General features: G+C 68.6%; 17 protein-coding genes. 9 read left to right on the top strand and 8 right to left on the bottom strand.

Translation table 11 applies throughout. The features are described from left to right. Window positions 1-20: 20 nt before the first annotated feature. From FFS56_RS01965 to FFS56_RS01955, 3 genes are read right to left on the bottom strand one after another with little or no spacing between them, the layout of a single operon-like run. Window positions 21-1,262: a DUF4350 domain-containing protein gene (locus tag FFS56_RS01965; protein WP_137771881.1), complete on the bottom strand. Its 1,242-nt coding sequence runs from the start codon at window positions 1,260-1,262 to the stop codon at window positions 21-23. Continuing rightward, window positions 1,259-1,900, bottom strand: a complete 642-nt coding sequence (locus FFS56_RS01960) for a DUF4129 domain-containing protein (RefSeq protein WP_046749493.1) — start codon at window positions 1,898-1,900, stop codon at window positions 1,259-1,261. The genes FFS56_RS01965 and FFS56_RS01960 overlap by 4 nt, the downstream gene beginning before the upstream one ends. After that, on the bottom strand, window positions 1,897-3,222 hold the full coding sequence (locus FFS56_RS01955; protein WP_127012347.1) for a glycerophosphoryl diester phosphodiesterase membrane domain-containing protein: 1,326 nt from the start codon (window positions 3,220-3,222) through the stop codon (window positions 1,897-1,899). The genes FFS56_RS01960 and FFS56_RS01955 overlap by 4 nt, the downstream gene beginning before the upstream one ends. Window positions 3,223-3,320: 98 nt before the next feature. Here FFS56_RS01955 and mtrA point away from each other — a divergent pair, with 98 nt between their 5' ends. From mtrA to raiA, 5 genes are all read left to right on the top strand, one after another. After that, the gene (gene mtrA, locus FFS56_RS01950) at window positions 3,321-4,001 is read left to right on the top strand and encodes an MtrAB system response regulator MtrA (protein WP_046749491.1); all 681 of its coding nucleotides are present in this window, start codon (window positions 3,321-3,323) and stop codon (window positions 3,999-4,001) included. 7 nt (window positions 4,002-4,008) lie between these two features. Next, window positions 4,009-5,688 (top strand): MtrAB system histidine kinase MtrB, encoded by a 1,680-nt coding sequence (gene mtrB / locus FFS56_RS01945; protein ID WP_046749490.1) that lies wholly within the window; start codon window positions 4,009-4,011, stop codon window positions 5,686-5,688. Continuing rightward, window positions 5,685-7,403, top strand: coding sequence for an LpqB family beta-propeller domain-containing protein (locus FFS56_RS01940; protein WP_233437294.1), 1,719 nt, complete (start codon window positions 5,685-5,687; stop codon window positions 7,401-7,403). Before mtrB ends, FFS56_RS01940 begins: the two co-directional genes overlap by 4 nt. Before the next feature lie 91 nt (window positions 7,404-7,494). Next, window positions 7,495-8,142, top strand: coding sequence for a phosphoribosyltransferase family protein (locus tag FFS56_RS01935; RefSeq protein WP_052748822.1), 648 nt, complete (start codon window positions 7,495-7,497; stop codon window positions 8,140-8,142). A gap of 132 nt (window positions 8,143-8,274) precedes the next feature. Next, entirely contained in the window at window positions 8,275-8,931 is a 657-nt protein-coding gene (gene raiA / locus FFS56_RS01930) for a ribosome-associated translation inhibitor RaiA (RefSeq protein WP_046749488.1), read from the top strand. 81 nt (window positions 8,932-9,012) lie between these two features. Here the strand turns inward: raiA and FFS56_RS01925 are convergent, their stop codons facing one another. Together FFS56_RS01925 and FFS56_RS01920 are read right to left on the bottom strand one after the other, a co-directional pair. Then, window positions 9,013-10,338: a hypothetical protein gene (locus FFS56_RS01925; RefSeq protein WP_046749487.1), complete on the bottom strand. Its 1,326-nt coding sequence runs from the start codon at window positions 10,336-10,338 to the stop codon at window positions 9,013-9,015. Between the two features lie 101 nt (window positions 10,339-10,439). Next, the gene (locus FFS56_RS01920) at window positions 10,440-11,060 is read right to left on the bottom strand and encodes a PadR family transcriptional regulator (RefSeq protein WP_046749486.1); all 621 of its coding nucleotides are present in this window, start codon (window positions 11,058-11,060) and stop codon (window positions 10,440-10,442) included. Window positions 11,061-11,248: 188 nt separating this feature from the next. Here FFS56_RS01920 and secA point away from each other — a divergent pair, with 188 nt between their 5' ends. Together secA and FFS56_RS01910 are read left to right on the top strand one after the other, a co-directional pair. Continuing rightward, entirely contained in the window at window positions 11,249-14,050 is a 2,802-nt protein-coding gene (gene secA, locus FFS56_RS01915) for a preprotein translocase subunit SecA (RefSeq protein WP_046749819.1), read from the top strand. A 65-nt stretch (window positions 14,051-14,115) separates the two neighbouring features. Continuing rightward, on the top strand, window positions 14,116-15,342 hold the full coding sequence (locus FFS56_RS01910) for a pyridoxal phosphate-dependent aminotransferase (protein ID WP_061015948.1): 1,227 nt from the start codon (window positions 14,116-14,118) through the stop codon (window positions 15,340-15,342). Here FFS56_RS01910 and FFS56_RS01905 read toward each other — a convergent pair. Beyond that, complete coding sequence (locus tag FFS56_RS01905) at window positions 15,266-16,501, bottom strand: P-loop NTPase (RefSeq protein WP_127012346.1); 1,236 nt, start codon at window positions 16,499-16,501, stop codon at window positions 15,266-15,268. The two genes, FFS56_RS01910 and FFS56_RS01905, sit on opposite strands and share 77 nt — an antisense overlap. Then, entirely contained in the window at window positions 16,498-17,118 is a 621-nt protein-coding gene (locus tag FFS56_RS01900; RefSeq protein WP_127012345.1) for an SAF domain-containing protein, read from the bottom strand. The genes FFS56_RS01905 and FFS56_RS01900 overlap by 4 nt, the downstream gene beginning before the upstream one ends. Window positions 17,119-17,215: 97 nt before the next feature. Between FFS56_RS01900 and FFS56_RS01895 the strand changes: the two genes are divergently transcribed. Then, window positions 17,216-17,494: a helix-turn-helix domain-containing protein gene (locus tag FFS56_RS01895; RefSeq protein ID WP_046749818.1), complete on the top strand. Its 279-nt coding sequence runs from the start codon at window positions 17,216-17,218 to the stop codon at window positions 17,492-17,494. On the opposite strand, the gene FFS56_RS01890 is transcribed toward FFS56_RS01895, so the two are convergent. Further along, a complete protein-coding gene (locus tag FFS56_RS01890) occupies window positions 17,482-18,093 on the bottom strand; it encodes a hypothetical protein (RefSeq protein ID WP_046749482.1) in 612 nt (203 codons plus the stop codon). The two genes, FFS56_RS01895 and FFS56_RS01890, sit on opposite strands and share 13 nt — an antisense overlap. A gap of 130 nt (window positions 18,094-18,223) precedes the next feature. Here FFS56_RS01890 and FFS56_RS01885 point away from each other — a divergent pair, with 130 nt between their 5' ends. After that, entirely contained in the window at window positions 18,224-18,610 is a 387-nt protein-coding gene (locus tag FFS56_RS01885; protein ID WP_045262053.1) for an Rv3235 family protein, read from the top strand. Window positions 18,611-18,632 lie beyond the last annotated feature (22 nt).

Below are 18,632 nucleotides of genomic sequence, written 5' to 3'. Positions count from 1 at the left end.
GGTGGGATGGTTCTCAGGGGTCACGTGTTTCCCTCTGCTTCTCGGGGATGGGCGGTCGTGTCGGTGCGGGCGGTCTCGTCCACCGCTGTCTCGAGCTGGTCGAGGCGTCTGGCGAGTTCGATCAGGGCGGCGTCGTCCTCGGGCGGGGGCCCGGCCAGCAGTACCTGGAGCGTGCCGCGCGGGACCCGCAGCCGATCCGATGCCGCGTCGGCGACCTCATCCGCGTCGGCGTGGACGGCGAGTCCGAGCCGACGGGCGAGACGTCGCCGAGTGCCGTCGCGGAGCGCCTGCGCGGCGTGTGCGGAGTCCGCGGCTCTGGCCGTGAGACGTGCGCGTCCCTGCATCGTCTCCGAGGCTCGCACGGTGACCGGCAGCGTCTCGGCGACGAGGGGACCGAACCGCTGGCCGCGCCAGATCGCCGTCGCGACCCCCACCGCGATCAGCAGCAGGATGGCGGGCGTCACCCACGGGGGCGTGAGGCTGCCCAGCGTGTCGACCGGCTCGGCTTCGATGTCGGAGTCCGCGAAGCTGGGGACATACCAGACGATGCGGTCGGTCTGACCGAGCAGGGCGAGTCCGAGGGCCGCATTCCCGTTCTCGGCGAGGTAGGCGTTGCCGAAGAGCCTCGATCCCTCCACCACGGTGCGCTGAGGACTGGTGCGACGATCGACGAGGACGGCTGCGCCCTCGTCATCCCCGAAGCAGGCCTGCACGCCGTCTGCGGCGGCGAAGAGACGGTCGGCGCGGATCGTGCCGACCTTCGCGAACTCCGCGACATCGCACTCCGCGCTCACGGCCGACGATGTGCCCGGCGCGTTGTCGCCGATGCGGAGCTCGTTCAGCAGATGCGTGCTCGTGGACAGGAACACCACGCGCTCCGCGGGTTCGGTGAGCGTCGCGAGTGCTTCGTCGGTGAGCGTGTAGGGGTTGGCCATGACCAGTGTGGTGTCGGCGTCGATCGCCGCGCGGGCCTCGACTCGTGACCGATGGACGTCGACCTCGACGCCCTGATCGCGCAGGATGTTCGCGAGCGCGAGTGCGCCGGCATCGTCGCGGGCCTCGGGGTCGAGGGCTCCGCGCGCACCGGGTGCCGTCGCGGCTACGCGAAGACCCACCACCGTGACGATCAGCACGAGCGCCGCGACGATGGCCCAGCCGATGATGGACTTCGCGCGACTCGGGCGGCGTTCGGCGGTGGAGAGCGGTTCGGCGTCGGAGGCGGCGGGGAGCAGGGGCGTGCGCTCGCTGTCTGTGATGCTCACGCTGGCACCACTTCCAGGCGGCGTCCGCGGATCCGATCGTCGGTGTCGACGAGATCCCGATACGCCTCCGCCGTCGCGTGATGTCCGAGATAGCGGACATCGTCGAAGGTGAGGGCGGCGCGTCGCATCGCCTCGGCCTCGTCCGAGAACACCGTGCTGGCCTCGCGGGCGATCCCTTGAGCGGTCGCGCCGGGTGCCGGATCGATCAGATCGCGTTCCCGCAGGCTGCGGGCGATGGCGCGATAGCGCAGGACGGTCGCGGAGTCCCAGTCGCCTTCGCGTGCGGCGCGCTCGGCATCCGATCTCAGCTGTGCTGCGGTGCGGTCGTCCGCCGCACCAAGGAGGTCTCCGTGCGCCCGCCTGATCGACCTCGAACTGCGCGGCCGTCCCCAGATGATGAGGGCGGCGATCAGAGCAGCCGCGATGATGACGCTGACGATGATGAGGGCGGACGGACCGACGTTCGCACCGTTGTCCGGGCTGAACAGATCGGCGAGGAAGCGGCCGATGTCGCGGGCCACCAGATCGAACCAGGTGGGCTTCGCGTCCGCGTAGCGCGGGTTGGAGAGCTCTTCCTCCGCCCAGCGTCGAGCCTCGTCGCCATCGGGCACGAAGAGATCGTCGAAGCGTCGGATCATGCGGCGCCGTCGGAGCCGGGTGCTGTCCAGCCGCTGTCGGCCGGAGCGTCTCCGGGGGCGGGCACCGCGGGTGGTGGCGGCGGCGGGAATGCTCCTGCCGCCGGCTGCATCGGCTGCGTCGGGTGTGCCGGCTGCGTCGGGTATCCCTGCGTCGGGTACGGAGGCGTCGGATAGGGCGTCGCCGGAGACGGAGGGTATGCGTATCCCTGGGACATCATCACGTGTTCCGGAACCTGGCGGGGCGGAGGAGCCGATGTCACCGCGCGTGAGGGATCGACGCGGAACGGATCCTCCTGCTGCTCATCGGTCCATCCGAGGTCGCGGCGCTCCACATAGGCGATCAACGTCTGATCCAGGCCCTCGTAGCGCATCCGGCAGTCCAGGTAGACGAGCGCGGCTCCGGTGCTCTGCACCACGAGCGTGATCGCCTGGATGACCAGGAGCAGGATCTGGGGAGCGATCAGGGTCACGACGAATGCCACGACAGCGCTCGGATCCGCTGCGCCGGTGGGGGCGACGACGGAGCCGAGGAGCGATCCCAGCAACGTCGCCGGCACGCTCACCACCTGTGCCGCGATGCCCATGATCGCGCTGATCAGGAATGTCACGCCGAACGCGACCCAGAACCGCCCGCGGGTGAGCCGCCAGGAGCGGACGAAGGCGTCACGGAAACGGGCACGCTCCAGGACCAGGATCGACGGCACGAGCAGCAGCTTCGTGGTGAGCCACACCGCGAGGGGGATGCAGGCGAGCACGATCAGGATCACCACGAGCACGACGACGCCGACCATCTCCATGCTCCCCCCGAGGCCTCCGGCGACGAAGCCCGCGATGATGACGGCGGCGATGATGAAGAGACCGAACACGGCGGCGACCGAGAGAGAGGCGAAACCGGCGAGTCTCCAGAAGGCGGGCGCCATCCGCCGCCACAGCATCCGCAGCGTGGCCTTCACACCGATCGCGGCGTACCCGATCTCCGCGGCGACGACCCCCTGCATCATGGCCGTGAAGGCGATCGAGGCGACACCGACGGCCAGTCCGGCGATGACGTTCACCGCGATGGTGCCCGCCATCACCGCCTCGAAGTCCGGAGAAGAGGGGGAGACGGTCTCCAGGCGGCTGAACGTGGTGAAGAGGACCACGCCCATCACCACAGCGGTGACGACGACCACGATGAGCTGGATGACGACGGCGAACCCGAAGAGCACTTTGGGGTTGTGTCGCAGTGCCGCGAAGGCCTTCCCCAGGAGCATCCCGAACGACAGCGGGTGAAGAGGGATGATGCCCTTCTTCGGGGCAGGCGTCCACGTCTGTCCGGTCACAGGCACTCCCTCTCCATCGTGCGCCTCCATCGTGTCATATCCCCTGCACGGAGCGCAGACCTGGGATCGCTGGGACTCGGTGCCATAAGGTAACTCTTATGACCTCACGTATTCTCGTGGTCGACGACGACACAGCGCTCGCCGAGATGATCGGGATCGTGCTTCGGACCGAAGGCTTCGAGCCGGTTTTCTGCGCCGACGGCGCGCGCGCCGTCGATGAGTGGCGAGCCCAGCGGCCCGATCTCGTGCTGCTCGATCTGATGCTTCCCGGCATGGACGGGATCGAGATCTGCACGCGCATCCGTGCGGAGTCCGGCGTGCCGATCATCATGCTCACCGCTCGCAGCGACACGGCCGACGTCGTCCGAGGACTGGAGGTCGGTGCGGACGACTACATGGTCAAGCCGTTCAACCCGAAGGAACTCGTCGCGCGCATCCGCACCCGTCTCCGTCCGACGCCGCAGACCACCAGCGAGCAGCTTCGCGTCGGTGATCTCACCGTCGACGTCGATGCGCACGAGGTCCGTCGCGGCTCCGAGCCGATCGCGCTCACACCGCTGGAGTTCCAGCTTCTCGTCGCGCTCGCTTCCAAGCCGCAGCAGGTGTTCTCTCGGGAGATGCTCCTGGAGCAGGTGTGGGGGTACCACTACAAGGCCGACACCCGGCTGGTGAACGTCCATGTCCAGCGCCTGCGCGCCAAGGTCGAGCTCGACCCCGACAACCCGAAGATCGTCATGACGGTGCGTGGAGTGGGCTATCGCGCCGGGAGCGTCGGCTAGGCGCACGATGGCCGCGACGACAGCGACCACCACGACGGTCGCTGTCCTGCGCGACTGGCGCGGTTGGCCGACGATGCTCGGGGTCCTGTGGCGCCGCTCGCTGCGTTTCCGTACGCTCTCGATCACACTGCTGGCGACCTCGCTCGCGATCTTCATCACGTGCGTCACGATGGCGCTGGTGATCCAGAACGATCTCTTCATCTCGCGCAAGGACGTCGCGCTCGAGGATTCCCGCCGCGCGGTCGACCAGGCCCAGGGGATCCTGGATGTGGCGGAGGTGGGCGACGACTCCGCGGCTCTCACCGAACTGTGGAACAGTGTGCAGTCGAATCTCACCCGCACGTCGAGCACGGATCAGCTCGCCGGTTTCAAGGTCGACGATGCCAAGGGCGTGCGGCTGAACGGGTTCGAGGCCGGACTGAGCCGGAGTCTGCTGAGCCCTGAGCTCCAGGCGCGTGTCATCGAGTTCGACGACCGTCAGGCCTGGCAGTCGGTGGCTCTGCCGGCCGCCGACGGTGGCGAAGTGCCGGGCATCATCGTCGGGCAGCAGCTGCAGGTCCCGGAGGCAGGGGCTTTCGCGATCTACTTCGCCTACGACCTCGGCGATGCCGACCAGACCCTCGTCTTCGTGCAGCGGACGCTGTGGATCGCGGGAATCGGCTTGGTGGCGATCGTCGCCGCCATCTCCTGGATCGTCCTCCGTGCCGTGTCGACCCCGATCGTGCAGGCGGCCGAGACGAGTGCGCGGTTGGCGGCAGGTGATCTCGGTGTGCGTCTCGAGGTACACGGGGAGGACGAGCTCGCCACGCTCGGGCGCTCGTTCAACGCGATGGCCGACAGCATCGAATCCCAGATCAAGGAGCTCGGCGAACTCTCGATGGTGCAGCAGCGATTCGTGTCAGATGTCTCTCATGAGCTGCGCACACCGCTGACCACGATCCGTCTCGCCGCCGACATGCTCAATGATCAGCGCGAGGAGTTCGACCCCACCACCGCCCGCACGGCCGAACTGCTGCACGCCCAGGTGCAGCGCTTCGAGACGCTGCTGTCCGACCTTCTCGAGATCAGTCGGTACGACGCGGGATCGGTGCAGCTGGAACTGGAGGCGACGAGCCTCACCCACCTCGCCGAGGACATCATCGAGCAGATGCGTCCTCTCGCCGAGGGGCACGGCACCGAGCTGAGGCTCGTGGCGCCTGGGGGATACTCCCCGGTGGACATGGACCCGCGGCGCGTGCGGCGTGTCCTGCGCAACCTGATCGGAAACGCGATCGAGCACGGAGAAGGTCGTCCGGTGGTCGTCACCATCGACAGCAATCAGCACGCGGTGGCCGCCGGAGTGCGGGATTTCGGGCTCGGGATGGATCCGGCGGATGCGGAGCGGGTGTTCGACCGGTTCTGGCGTGCCGACCCCTCACGCCAGCGGACGATCGGAGGCACGGGGCTGGGGCTCTCCATCGCCCTGGGAGATGCGACGCTGCACGGCGGCACGCTCGATGTGTGGTCGGAGCTGGGCGTCGGCACCAACTTCGTCCTGACGATTCCTCGACACGAGGGGGTCCTGGACGGTCCGAGCCCCATCCCCGTGGAGCCGCAGGAGCCGTTCGCGGAGATCGGGGACGCGACCCAGCCGATCTCGCTGACCGATGCGCCGACCGGCATGTTCGATGAGGAGGATCGGCCGTGACCGAGCACCGAGGTAAGCGAAGGCTGCGGGGACTCGCGCTGGTGCTCGTCGCCCTGCTGCTTCCCGCCTGCGCCGGGTTGCCGACCAGCGGCGACGTCGCCGTCGGCCTCAAGCTCGGCGAATCCCCACAGGACATCGACATCCTTCCCGTGGCCTCCGGGCCGATCACGGGCGCAGGGCCGGAGGAGATCGTCGACGGCTTCCTCGAAGCCGGCATCACGACCACCGACAACTGGGACACCGCGCGCGACTTCCTCGCGCCATCGCTGCAGCGGAGCTGGAGCCCCTCCGCCGGCGTGTCGATCGACATCGGCCCCGACACCAGGACCGTCACGTCCTCGGTCCCGGATGACGAGGTCGAGGACGCGGACACGGCGGAGGTCCAGGTGACCCTGGACCTCGTCGCGAGTGTCGACGACTCCGGCGGATACGCCGAGGCCGTCGGCTCGTCCGCGGTGGCGTTCACCGTGCAGCGCATGGAGAACGGCGAATGGCGCATCACGCAGGCGCCCGACGGCGTCGTGATCGACGAGACGCGATTCACGAAGGTCTTCGAGGGGTACCCGCTGCAGTACTTCGACCTCGGCTGGTCGCGCCTGGTGCCCGACATGCGCTGGTTCCCGCGGCGGCAGAGCCCCGCGACGACGGTGACACGGGCGCTCATCGGCGGTGCCCCCAGCGAATGGCTCGACCCGGCAGTGCAGAACGCCTTCCCCGCCGACGTGCAGCTGGCGCAGGATGCGGTGCCGATCGTCGGACAGGTGGCTGACGTCGCGCTCACGCGCCCGGCCAGCGGACTGGATGCCACGACGCTGTCGCGCATGCGCACGCAGCTCCAGGCTACCCTCAGGGCCTCCGGCGTCGCCGTCACGCAGGTGCGATTCACGGTGGACGGGAGAGACCTGGACGCGGGGCAGGCCGAGGTCAAGGAGCCCTCCACCGAGATCGGCACACTCGTGCTGCAGAACGGCGCGTTCGGGCGCATCGTCGGGGACGAGATCTCGCCGCTCGACGGGATCAGCGGGGAGATCACATCGATCCCGCAGCCGATCGTCTCGATCGATGTGGCCGCCGACGACACCCACGCCGCCACCAGACTCGCCGACCAGCACGTCTACCTCGTCGGCGCGGGGAGCCTCGACGAGCTCGACGCCCGCCCCGGGCTCATCAATCCCTCGCTCGATCCCTACGGCTACACCTGGTCGGTGCCTACGGGTTCCCCCGCGTCCCTGCAGGCGTCGGGAAGCGACGCCGTAGCCCATCCGATCGCGAAGGCGTGGCCGAGCGCGTCGGGGATCTCGCATCTGAGGGTCTCGGCGGATGGCGCGAGGGTGGCAGCCGTCGTGACCGTCGGCAAGCAGATGTGGGTCGTCGTCGCGGCGGTCGTCCGGGACTCGGCCGGTGTTCCGATCGAACTCGGAGAGGTCAAGCAGCTGACGCAGCTCGCCGACCCGGCGACAGGCCTGGTGTGGCTCGGACTCGACCGGGTGGGGGTGCTCGCCGATCCGAGCAGCCCGCGACTGATCACCCAGATGGTCGGGGGGCCGGGGGCGACGGAGGCCGCACCGAACAATGCCGTCTCGATCGCCGGGGCGCGCACGGCGTCCGGTGTGCGCATCCTCGGGGCGAACGGTGAGCTGTTCGCCCACGCGGGGTCGGCATGGCGGGAAGTCGCCTCCGGCGTCGCGGTGCTCGCCACGCGCGTCGGGGAGTGACTCTCCCTGCACGCGAGAGCGATGTGCTGCTCTTCGCCCGCACATCCTGAGATCCTGGGAGGGGCAGACCGCCAGACCGCAGAATCGTCGGATGTGGACGAAGACTCACCTCCTGGATCTGGGCACCGAGATCGCAGCCTTCCTCCTCGCCGCGACCTGCGCGGGGTGCGACGAGCCCGGCACCCTGTTGTGCGGCCGATGCCGGCAGGCGCTGCAACCGGACCCGCAGCGGCTCGCGACGCCGCAGGGGCTTCCGGTGACGGCCGCGCTCGCCTTCGAAGGGGTGGCGGCGCAGTGCATCCGTCGTCTGAAGGGGAAGGGCGAGACGCTCCTGGCGCGCCCACTCGGCGCGGCGCTGGCGTCCGTGCTCAACTCGACGGAGAGTGCGAGCAGGTGGATCGTGCCGGTGCCGACGTCGCGGAGCGCCTTCCGGCGCCGGGGATACCGTGTCCCCGACCTCCTGATCCGGAGGGCGAACGCCGAACCGCAGAGGCTCCTCAGCGTCGTGGGCGGCACCTCGGACCAGCGCGGGCTGGGCGCGCGGGCGCGTGCGACGAACGTGAGCGGCGCGATGCGCGTGCGTCGGGCAGGCGAAGGCACCGAGGTCGTGATCGTGGACGACGTCGTCACTACAGGGGCGACCTTCGACGAGGCGACACGGGCGCTGACCGCGGCGGGCTTCCACGTCTCGGCAGCGGTCGCGCTGGCCGCCACGCCGCGCCGTGACGGATTCGGATGAACCTCATCGGGAACGCATCGGCGACACAGGGGGAAGACCCCGTGACATCCGCCGACGGGCGGACTACGGTGGGGGGACACAAGGCGACCACGGTCCGCCCTTGGCCGGGAGGACCGGGACAAGGAGGCAGCAATGGAAACAAGCATCGTTGGCGTCGGAGTGGGTATCACCGATCGCTTCCGAACCGTTGTCGAAGAGAAGATCGCCAAGATCCAGATGCTCGCGTCCCGTGCGCAGCGACTGGATGTGAAGGTCACCCACCGTGTGTATCGCAACGGTCGCATCCCCGACGAGACCGTCGAGCTCACGCTGATCGGAAAGGGCCCCGTCGTCCGCGCAGAGGCGACGGACGGCGACAAGTTCGTGGCGCTCGACCTCGCCGTGGACAAGATGTCCGAGCAGCTGCGTCGCGCGAAGGAGAAGCGGGTCGACGGACGGCAGCACCCGCGCGGCGCCCACTTCGAGAAGGGGAGCGGGGTGCTGGAGGGCATCGACGTCCAGCCGGCATCCGCTGACGTCCTCCGTGCGGTCGCGACCGGCAGCGTGCCGGTGCAGCAGGCGGAGGAGGACGAGTACTCGCCCGTCGTCATCCGCACGAAGAGCTTCGATGCCGAGTGGATGACCGTCGAGGAAGCCGTCGACAGGATGGAACTGGTCGGACACGACTTCTTCCTGTTCGTCGATGTCCGCACCGACCACCCGAGTGTCGTCTATCGACGCAAGGGCTGGGACTACGGAGTGATCGCGTTGAGCACCCAGGCTCCGCCGTCCGAGGCGCTCGCTTCCTGATCCGGAATCGCAGAATCGCAGAACGGCCCGGTCCCGCAGGGGACCGGGCCGTTCTGGTGTGCGAAAGCCGAGAAGGGCGCGTCAGTCGAAGATGCCGTCGAGCAGGCTGCCGATCACGAGCCCGCCGAGGATGCCGGAGGCGAGGTCTCCGCCTCCGCCTCCTCGTCGTCCGCCGCCGCCCCAGCCGCCACCGCCGCCCCAGTCCTGATCCTGCGGACGGGAGGAGTCGATGTCGCGCTGCGCGAGCTGCAGTGCTTCGGAAGCCAGATGAGCCACGCGGCGCGCCTGGACGAGCGCGGCTTCGCGGGTGTCCTCTGCGGGCAGCAGGTCCGAGAGGTCGACCCGCAGCCGCTCCGCCTCCGCGAGTCGGGTTCGGGCATCCGCGCCGATCCACCCCCGATGGCCGGAGATGAGGCCTCGCGCGACGCCCAGCTGGCGGTCGGCGTCGTCGATGGCATGCTGCACCTGAGCGAGGCTCGGCAGCGGGTTCTCCGCCCTGTGACGGGCCTTGGCGATCGCCTCGTCGAGCGCGGAGTTGGCGTCACGAAGCTGGGACAGCTCGGCGAAGGGGTCGTTCGGCTGCCCAGAGGGTGTGAGCGCGGCCAACGCTCTCTGGAGGGCGGTGACGGCGTCGGCGACGGCCGGGACGTTCGGTGCTGTTCGCGCCGCGATGAGATCGCCGCGCGAGTCGGCGACGACCTCGGCGAGGGTGGATTCCGCGCGAAGTGCCTCGATCTCGAAGTCCTCCACGGCGTCGAGCAGGGCGGAGGCACGGCGGGTGGCCTCGGTTGCCGTCTCGAGCGCCACGTTGGCTTCCTCGTTCTGCTTCGCGGCCCGACGGCGCTCCGACACGTCGGCGCTGTGGGTCGCGAAGCTGATGAGCTGTTCCGCTTCGGCGGCACTCGCGGTGATCTGATGCATGGCGGAGTCCGCATACCGCGACGAGAGGCGGGAGATGGCTTCGCTGGTCTGCGGGATGCGAGCACTCAGCGCCGCCGCGTCTGCCCGCACCTGGGCGATGATCTCGGGCGCGCGGCGTACCTTGGCGACCGACTCGGCGAGCACGGAGGTCTTCTCGTCGAGAAGGTCCTGCGCCCAGTCGCAGAGCTGGAGGATGCGCGCGTTGCGTGTGCGCAGCTCTTCGTCGGTGTCGGGGATCTCGTCGTGGTTCAGCTGGTGGAGCTGGAACGCTTCCCGCAGATGGGTGCGTACAGCCGCGAGCGCCCTGCGCAGATCGGCTGTGAGCGACTCGCCGAGTTCGGCCTCCGCGAAGGCGAGCTCATCGGAGGTCGTGCGGATCCGCTCGTCTGCGCTGACCAGGGCCTGCTCAGCACGGCGCGCGAGATCGGCGTCCTGAGCGGCGAGTTCTTCCTGTTCGCGTTTGCGTCTGCCCCAAAATCCAGCCATGACCCGATCCTAGTTTCCCGGGGGCCGGCGGTGGCTGAGCATCCGCTCGGGGCGAACGCGGAACCGGTCCGTGTGAGCGAGCCGGGCGACATCGGGCCGGGTCAGGACGCCGCGATCGCGTCGGCCGTCGCCGTCTCGGCCTTCGTCGGGCGTCCCCGCTTCGGGCGATCGGCGGTGAGCTCGAGCGTCATCGCGTGGCGAGGGTGGGCGCCCAGACGCTGTGCGGCATGGTCCAGCCATCGGATCTCGGCCTCGGCGGCGAAGATCATCGAGTCGGCGACGAGCGACCACGCGAGTCCCTCAGGGGCGTCGACGTCCCGATGTGCGCGTCGCTGCGTCTGCAACGCCTCCAGCTGTCGGAGCGATGCGGATCGCTGGGACTGGATCGCGGCTGCGGGGTCGACGCCGGGCAACGTGGCGGCGACCGCGACCTTGATGGCGAGTTCGTCTCTGGTGCCCTGGGGGCGCATGACGGGGGAGGAGAGCCAGCGGTCGACCTCCGTCCGTCCGGCGTCGGTGATCTGCCAGTACACATGGCCCCGGTCGTCTGCCTCTCCACGCGAGACCAGGCCGTCGCGTTCGAGACGTTCGAGCGTGTTGTAGATCTGCCCGACGTTCAGCGGCCAGATGGAACCGGTCCGGCGATCGAACTCATGGCGGAGCTGATAGCCGTAGCACGGCCCCTGCGCGAGGATCGCGAGCAGACTCTGGCGTACTGACATCGTTCGTCTCCTGTGGCCGTCCGGGAATGCGATACCGAGTATATGGTCGGCGCGCGAACGTCCGATTCGACGCGCGGGACGGCTATGCAGGCGACGTGCAGGTCACAGCCCGGTAACATGGCGAAGTATGCCTGGCGTCGGGTTCACCGACGACCGGCGGTTCACCCACCGACAGGGAGATGACATCCGTGGCCAATCCTCTTGAGAAGCTCCTGCGTGCGGGCGAAGGGCGGGTCATCCGCCGCCTGAATCAGGTCGTCAAGGCAGTGGGTGCACTGGAAGAGGACATCTCCAAGCTCACCGACGACGAGCTGCGCAACGAGACCACCGAGCTGCGCGCGCGCTTCGAGAAGGGCGAGACGCTCGACCAGTTGATGCCGGAGGCCTTCGCCGCCGTGCGCGAGGCCGCCAAGCGCACCCTCGGCATGCGCGCATACGACGTGCAGATCATGGGTGGGGCCGCCCTTCATCTCGGGAACATCGCCGAGATGAAGACCGGTGAGGGCAAGACCCTCGTCGCGACGCTGCCCGCGTACCTGAATGCGATCGCCGGCAAGGGCGTTCACGTCATCACGGTCAACGACTTCCTCGCCAGCTACCAGGCCGAGCTCATGGGGCGCGTGTTCCGCGCGCTCGGCATGACCACCGGCATCATCGTCTCCGGTCAGACTCCGGCAGTGCGCCGCGAGCAGTATGCCGCCGACATCACCTACGGCACGAACAACGAGTTCGGCTTCGACTACCTGCGCGACAACATGGCCTGGCGCAAGGAGGATCTCGTCCAGCGCGAGCACTTCTTCGCGATCGTCGACGAGGTCGACTCGATCCTCATCGACGAGGCGCGCACCCCGCTCATCATCTCCGGCCCGTCATCGGGCGAGGCGAACCGGTGGTTCGCCGAGTTCGCGAAGATCGCCCGCACCCTCGAGGTCGGCGAGGACTACGAGGTCGACGAGAAGAAGCGCACGGTCGGCGTCCTCGAACCCGGCATCGAAAAGGTCGAGGACTACCTCGGCATCGACAACCTCTACGAGTCCGCGAACACGCCGTTGATCTCGTTCCTGAACAACTCGATCAAGGCGCTGGCGCTCTTCAAGAAGGACACCGACTACGTCGTCATGAACGACGAGGTCATGATCGTCGACGAGCACACCGGCCGCATCCTGGTCGGTCGCCGCTACAACGAGGGCATCCACCAGGCGATCGAGGCGAAGGAGGGGGTGCCGGTCAAGGCCGAGAACCAGACCCTCGCGACCGTCACACTGCAGAACTACTTCCGTCTCTACGACAAGCTCGCCGGCATGACCGGTACGGCCGAGACAGAGGCCGCCGAGTTCATGTCGACTTACAAGCTCGGCGTCATCCCGATCCCGACCAACAAGCCGATGATCCGCAAGGATCAGTCCGACCTCGTCTACAAGAACGAGACAGCGAAGTTCGCGCAGGTGGTGGAGGACATCGCCGAACGGCACGCCGAAGGCCAGCCGGTGCTGGTCGGAACGGTGAGCGTCGAGAAGAGCGAGTACCTTTCGCGTCTGCTCGCCAAGAAGGGCATCAAGCACGAGGTCCTCAACGCGAAGAACCACGCGCGCGAGGCCGAGATCGTCGCGCGCGCCGGTCGCCTCGGTGCCGTCACGGTCGCCACGAACATGGCAGGACGAGGAACCGACATCATGCTCGGTGGAAACGCCGAGTTCCTCGCGGTCCAGGAGCTCAAGGGCAAGGGGCTCGACCCCGTGGAGACGCCCGAGGAGTACGAGGTCGCCTGGGACGAGACGTACGAAGCGATGAAGGCCGTCGTCGCCGAGGAGGCCGAGAAGGTCATCGAGGCCGGTGGCCTCTACGTGCTGGGCACGGAGCGCCACGAGTCCCGCCGTATCGACAACCAGCTCCGCGGTCGCTCCGGACGTCAGGGCGACCCGGGCGAGAGCCGCTTCTACCTGAGCCTCACCGACGACCTGATGCGTCTGTTCCAGTCGGGCGCTGCCGAGGCGATCCTCGCCAGGACCAACTTCCCCGACGACGTGCCGATCGAGTCCGGTCTCGTGTCGCGTGCGATCCGCAGCGCTCAGTCGCAGGTGGAGTCCCGCAACGCGGAGATGCGCAAGAACGTCCTCAAGTACGACGACGTCCTGAACCGTCAGCGCGAGGCCATCTACGCCGACCGCCGTCAGATCCTCCAGGGCGACGACATCGCCGACCGGGTGCAGCACTTCATCGAGGACGCCATCAGCGGTGTCGTCCGTGACCACACCGGCGAGGGCCACAACGAGAGCTGGGACTTCGACGCGCTCTGGACCGAGCTCAAGACCCTCTACCCCGTGGGGGTGACGATCGATGAGGTCGTCGCCGAGGCTGCCGACCGCAAGGGCGGTATCGACGCCGACGGCCTGACCCGCGAGCTGCTCTCCGATGCCAAGATCGCGTACGAAGCGCGTGAAGAGGCCCTCGGTGAAGCGGCGACGCGTGAGCTGGAGCGTCGCGTCGTGTTGCAGGTGCTCGATCGCCGCTGGCGCGACCACCTCTACGAGATGGACTACCTCAAGGACGGCATCGGTCTGCGGGCCATGGCCCAGCGCGATCCGCTCATCGAGTACCAGCGCGAGGGCTACGCCATGTTCCAGTCGATGATGGGGCAGATCAAGGAGGAGTCGGTCGGCTACCTCTACAACCTCGAAGTCGAGGTGCGTCGTGCCGGCGACTCCCAGACGGCGGAGGTCGAAGCCAAGGGGCTCGCCACCGATGGGGGAGAGCAGCGTCTCGAGTACTCGGCGGCCAACGATGCGGGCGAGGTCGAGGTCCGCAACGACCGCGGCCAGGTCCAGCAGGCGGCGACGGATCGCGTACGCCAGGCCGCTGCCCGCGCTCAGGCTCCGCAGAGCGAGCCGGAGGAGGCGCCGAGAGGAGCCTTCGGCCAGCGCACCGATGCAGCGACTCCGGCCGCAGGCAACCGCGAGCAGCGTCGGGCCCAGGGCAAGAAGAAGAAGTAGGGCGTGCGCAGAGGCGGGCCAGTCCGCGTGGATTGGCCCTCCTTTCGTCGCTGTAGGCTTGGCCGATGACCCCAACGCGCAACTTCGACCAGTCGTCGAAGCTCAAGAACGTCCTGTACGAGATTCGCGGAAACGCCCTCGTCGAGGCGGCGCGGCTGGAGGCGGAGGGCCACAAGATCCTCAAGCTCAACACCGGCAACCCGGCGATCTTCGGCTTCGACGCCCCGCACCAGATCGTGCGCGACATGCTGGCGGCGCTGCCGACCGCACACGGATACAGCGACAGCAAGGGCATCATCTCGGCCCGACGTGCCGTGGTGAGCCGGTACGAGGAGATCGAGGGCTTCCCCCGGTTCGACCCCGATGACGTGTACCTCGGAAACGGTGTGTCCGAGCTCATCACCATGACGATGCAGGCGTTGCTGGACGAAGGCGACGAGGTCCTCATCCCGGCACCGGACTACCCCCTCTGGACGGCGATGACCAGTCTCGCTGGCGGCACACCGGTGCATTACCTCTGCGACGAGGAAGACGAGTGGCAGCCCGACCTCGAAGACATCCGCTCGAAGATCACACCGCGGACCAAGGCTCTCGTCATCATCAACCCGAACAACCCCACCGGCGTCGTGTATTCGCGCCAGATCCTGGAGGGGCTGGTGCAGATCGCCAGGGAGCACGAGCTGCTGCTGCTCTCCGACGAGATCTACGACCGGATCCTGTTCGACGGAGCGGTGCACATCCCCACGGCCACGCTCGCTCCCGACCTGCTGTGCCTGACCTTCAACGGCCTCTCCAAGACCTATCGGGTCGCGGGATACCGGTCGGGCTGGATGGTCATCACAGGGCCGCAGGATCACGCGAAGGGCTTCCTGGAGGGCATCACGCTGCTCGCGTCCACGCGACTCTGCCCCAATGTGCCGGCGCAGCACGCCGTGCAGGCGGCGCTCTCCGGAGTGCAGTCGATCGAGGCGCTCATCGCGCCGACGGGACGTCTTCATGAACAGCGGGACATCGCGTGGGAGGGGCTCGAGTCGATCCCCGGAGTGTCGTGCGTCAAGCCCCAGGGTGCGCTGTACGCGTTCCCTCGACTCGACCCGAACGTGCACGAGATCAGGGACGACGCCCGTCTGGTGTACGACCTGCTGGTCTCGGAGCACATCCTGCTGGTCCAGGGCACCGGATTCAACTGGGCGACCCCCGACCACCTCCGACTGGTCACGCTCCCCGAACCCCGAGTGCTGAGCGAAGCCGTCGAACGATTGGGGAACTTCCTCTCGAGCTACCGGCAGTAGCCGTCGCCGGCGGGGAGAGGGATGCCGCCAGTCTCCGCACGGCGGCGGCGAACGGCGAGCGGGGCGCGACATCGGTCATCGGCCGGGCGTGCAGCAGAGCCGCATCCGCCGCGCGCAGGTCGAAGGGGAGGAAGAAGACGTCGGTGATGCCGGCGAACCTCTCCAGGGTGCGTCGCACCTGCCCGCGCGCATCGATCCCGAGGGGGCCGGGGCGCACCTGATTCACCACGACGATGACGGGCGTGGGGGAGGTGAGGCGGCGAAGCTCGGCATGATCGCGGATGAACCTGCTGATACCGAGCGGGTCGGCCGATGCGATCGCCACGATCAGATCCGCCTCCTGCAGCGCCGCCGTGGTCGCCGCGTGACGTCGTGGTCCGGCAAGGTCGTACGTGACTTCGTCGTCGGCGTCGAACGCACCGGCGACGTCCACCACTGTCTCGTCGATCCACCCGCGACAGGTGACGAGCGCGGCGACGAGGCGCGCGGATGACAGCTCGGGCCAACGGCTGGGGCGGTTGATCCCCGGCAGCACTTCGATCTCACCCGCGCTCGTCGTCACCGTCGTCGCCAGTCGCGTCAGCTCCGCCGGATCGAGCGCGCCGCGCTCGGCCCTCCGGCAGGCGGCGGCGATGCCGGGAGCGTCGTCGCCGAGACCGAGGAGCATCGCGAGCGAAGGAGCGACGGTATCCGCGTCGACCAGGGCCGTGCGGCGTCCGGTGCGGGAGAGCTCCACGGCCAGCTGGATCGACAGGGTCGACCGCCCCGGCGCCCCATGTGGTCCCCAGACGGCGACGATACGAGGGGGGAGCTGGGCCTCTGGTGGCGGTGGCGTGTCCGTCTCGGCCAGCAGCGCGGCTGCGATCTCCCACCCCGCCGCGTCAGGTCGCAGCGCTGTGGAGAGGCCGAGACGGCCCAGCAGTCGGCTGTCCTCGGCGCCGAGAGCCAGGATACGGACTCCGGCACGGTCGCACAGTGCGATCAGGTCCGCATTCAGGATCGATCGAGTGGCGGGGACGATGATCGCTTCCACCCCGTCCGGGATCTCTGCGAGTGGGGCGGCGGGGACGGTCGCGATGACATCGACGCCTTCGAGGGCGAGTTCCGCTGCCAGCTCATCCGCCCGTGGCTGCGGGATGGCCACGACGACGCCCGTCACGATCCCGCCCCGACCGGCACCACCGAGAGCGCGGAGCCTCCCGTGATCGCCGCGAGCACGTCGGCGACATCGGCGCGGTCGATCACGACCTCGAGCCGGGTTCCGGCCTCGGCGAGCACGCCCTCGGGTTCGAGCACGTCGCGGACGATCACGTCTGCGACCAGGATGCGCGGGACATCGTACGAGCGCCCTTCATCCACCGGCGGTGCCTGCCAGATCTCGACGACTGTTCCCGCGGCGACGCCTTCCGGGATTCCCGTCGTGCTCTGGATGACCACCGTCGTCGATCGGCTGTCCTCCGCATCGGTCAGCGCCGAGACGGGGACGAGTTCGCCGCCGTCGAGGGTGCGGGTCGCCACGCTGTCCGCAAGGAGGTCGTCGGGACCGAGGTATCCCTCACCGGCAGCGCCGAGTCGCACGTCGACGACCTGGAAATCCGCGGCGGTCACGGGCTGGCCCTGCGTGATCGTCCGGGTGGTCTGGAGAACGGGTACCGCATCGTCGGCGGCGGAGACGATGAGCCAGACCCCGCCGATCGACAGGGCGACCAGGGCGATGCCGATCAGGAATCGCACGTCGCCCCAGAAGGCGCGACGGGGAGGAGAGAGGGAAGCCATGGCGATATCGTCACAGAATCGGCTTCGGCGCTTCGCGAGTTATCCACAGCGAAGGATCCGGCGGCACCTGCGGGAGCGCCTGGGAGAGAATGGGCACATGGCTGCCACCCCCGTTCGCGCACCGCGTTATCTCGCGCCGGCGCAGGTGGCGGAGCTGCTGAGCATCGGCGTCGACGAGGTGGTCACCCTCGTGCAGGAGGGGAGGCTGAGGGGCGCTCGGCTCGGTTCGCCGCCTCGGTGGCGAGTGGAGGAGTCCAGCCTCGACGGCTATCTGTCCGAGGAATCGGAGATCGCCCGCCGGATGGCGCTGTGGCGACAGTCTCAGACGGCGAGTTTCCCCGAGGTCTGGGGAACGTCCGCCGCTCAGGGCATCTGACCGCTCGAAGCCCGCAGCGCGACGAGCGAAGAGAACGGGACGACGCGGAACGCCTGCACCGCCGCGGCCGATCGCGCTTCGCCGGGATCGTGCACGGCCAGATCCAGATGGTCGGCGGCCGCACGATCGATGGTTCCGTGGAGGTCGTCACCGACGAGTGTGGTGATGCGCACCGGCACACGACGCCGGGCGAGATCGCGCAGCACGAAGCCGAGCGTCATCCGTTCCCGCAGTGGCACGTCGGCGGCCGTGGGCTCATCGAGACTCGCGAGGATCATCCCGTGATCCAGCGTGATCCCCGCGACCGCGAGGAGGGGGAGGATCGATGTGCCGGAAGCGGGGCTGCCGCTGCCGGTTCCTCTCGTCCTCACGGCTATCCAGTCCGCTCCGAGGGTCTGCAGCGAGACGGGGATCCGTCGCCCGCTCATGAGGTCGATGGTGGCCTCGGCGCCGCCGCCGCACAGTGCGCGCAGGCGATGGCGCAGATCCAGCCGCGCGATCCGCAGCCGCTCCGACTCGGCATCGAGCACCGCACGCTCCGCCTCCCATTCCGAGGCGAGCTGGCCCTCGAGGTCTTCGAACAGTCGGTCCCAGTGCATTCGACAGAGCGTAGGCGACCGGGATACGGGGCATACGAGTTATCCACATTCTTCGTCGATCCCGGCCCTGTCGAGATGCACGCGCTGCTGTACTGGCTCACTCGCAGACCGTCCCGATCGAGAGTCCGTCATGATGCCGCACGAGTACTTCGCACCCCAGCCGACGTCGACCAGCGAGCTTCCCGATCCTGTACCGCTTCTGCGCAGCCTCACACACGGCGTCCTCGAGGTCCTCGCCGGGGTCAGGGAGGTCGACCAGCTCGCCCGATGGCTCAGCGAAGACGCGTTCCGGAGCCTGGTGACCCGCGCGAACCTGTCCGCCAGGGCACGCAGCGCGCGCGGGGTGGTGCCCGCGCGGCCGACGTTCGAGATCAGGGCGCTGAGGGTCACAGAACCTCTCGACGGGGTGATCGAGGCCGTCGTCGTGGTGGCGGGGCCCGGCCGCACCCGGGCGGTCGCCGTCCGGCTGGAGGGAATCGATCGTCGGTGGCGCGCGACTTCGCTGGCGATTCTCTGAGGCATCTGACCGTAGGCTGGTC

The sequence above is a fragment of the Microbacterium sp. Beta genome (assembly GCF_005502545.1).
GTDB lineage: Bacteria > Actinomycetota > Actinomycetes > Actinomycetales > Microbacteriaceae > Microbacterium > Microbacterium oxydans.
Note: the sequence above shows the minus strand (reverse complement) of the source record. Positions and strands in the feature narration are given on the sequence as shown.

What these genes read in the sequence shown, in the direction of transcription:
- FFS56_RS01960 (WP_046749493.1), bottom strand. Translation starts at nt 1,900, where the DNA reads ATGATCCGACGCTTCGACGATCTCTTCGTGCCCGATGGCGACGAGGCT.
- mtrA (WP_046749491.1), top strand. Translation starts at nt 3,321, where the DNA reads ATGACCTCACGTATTCTCGTGGTCGACGACGACACAGCGCTCGCCGAG.
- mtrB (WP_046749490.1), top strand. Translation starts at nt 4,009, where the DNA reads ATGGCCGCGACGACAGCGACCACCACGACGGTCGCTGTCCTGCGCGAC.
- FFS56_RS01935 (WP_052748822.1), top strand. Translation starts at nt 7,495, where the DNA reads ATGTGGACGAAGACTCACCTCCTGGATCTGGGCACCGAGATCGCAGCC.
- raiA (WP_046749488.1), top strand. Translation starts at nt 8,275, where the DNA reads ATGGAAACAAGCATCGTTGGCGTCGGAGTGGGTATCACCGATCGCTTC.
- FFS56_RS01925 (WP_046749487.1), bottom strand. Translation starts at nt 10,338, where the DNA reads ATGGCTGGATTTTGGGGCAGACGCAAACGCGAACAGGAAGAACTCGCC.
- FFS56_RS01920 (WP_046749486.1), bottom strand. Translation starts at nt 11,060, where the DNA reads ATGTCAGTACGCCAGAGTCTGCTCGCGATCCTCGCGCAGGGGCCGTGC.
- FFS56_RS01910 (WP_061015948.1), top strand. Translation starts at nt 14,116, where the DNA reads ATGACCCCAACGCGCAACTTCGACCAGTCGTCGAAGCTCAAGAACGTC.
- FFS56_RS01900 (WP_127012345.1), bottom strand. Translation starts at nt 17,118, where the DNA reads ATGGCTTCCCTCTCTCCTCCCCGTCGCGCCTTCTGGGGCGACGTGCGA.
- FFS56_RS01895 (WP_046749818.1), top strand. Translation starts at nt 17,216, where the DNA reads ATGGCTGCCACCCCCGTTCGCGCACCGCGTTATCTCGCGCCGGCGCAG.
- FFS56_RS01890 (WP_046749482.1), bottom strand. Translation starts at nt 18,093, where the DNA reads ATGCACTGGGACCGACTGTTCGAAGACCTCGAGGGCCAGCTCGCCTCG.
- FFS56_RS01885 (WP_045262053.1), top strand. Translation starts at nt 18,224, where the DNA reads ATGATGCCGCACGAGTACTTCGCACCCCAGCCGACGTCGACCAGCGAG.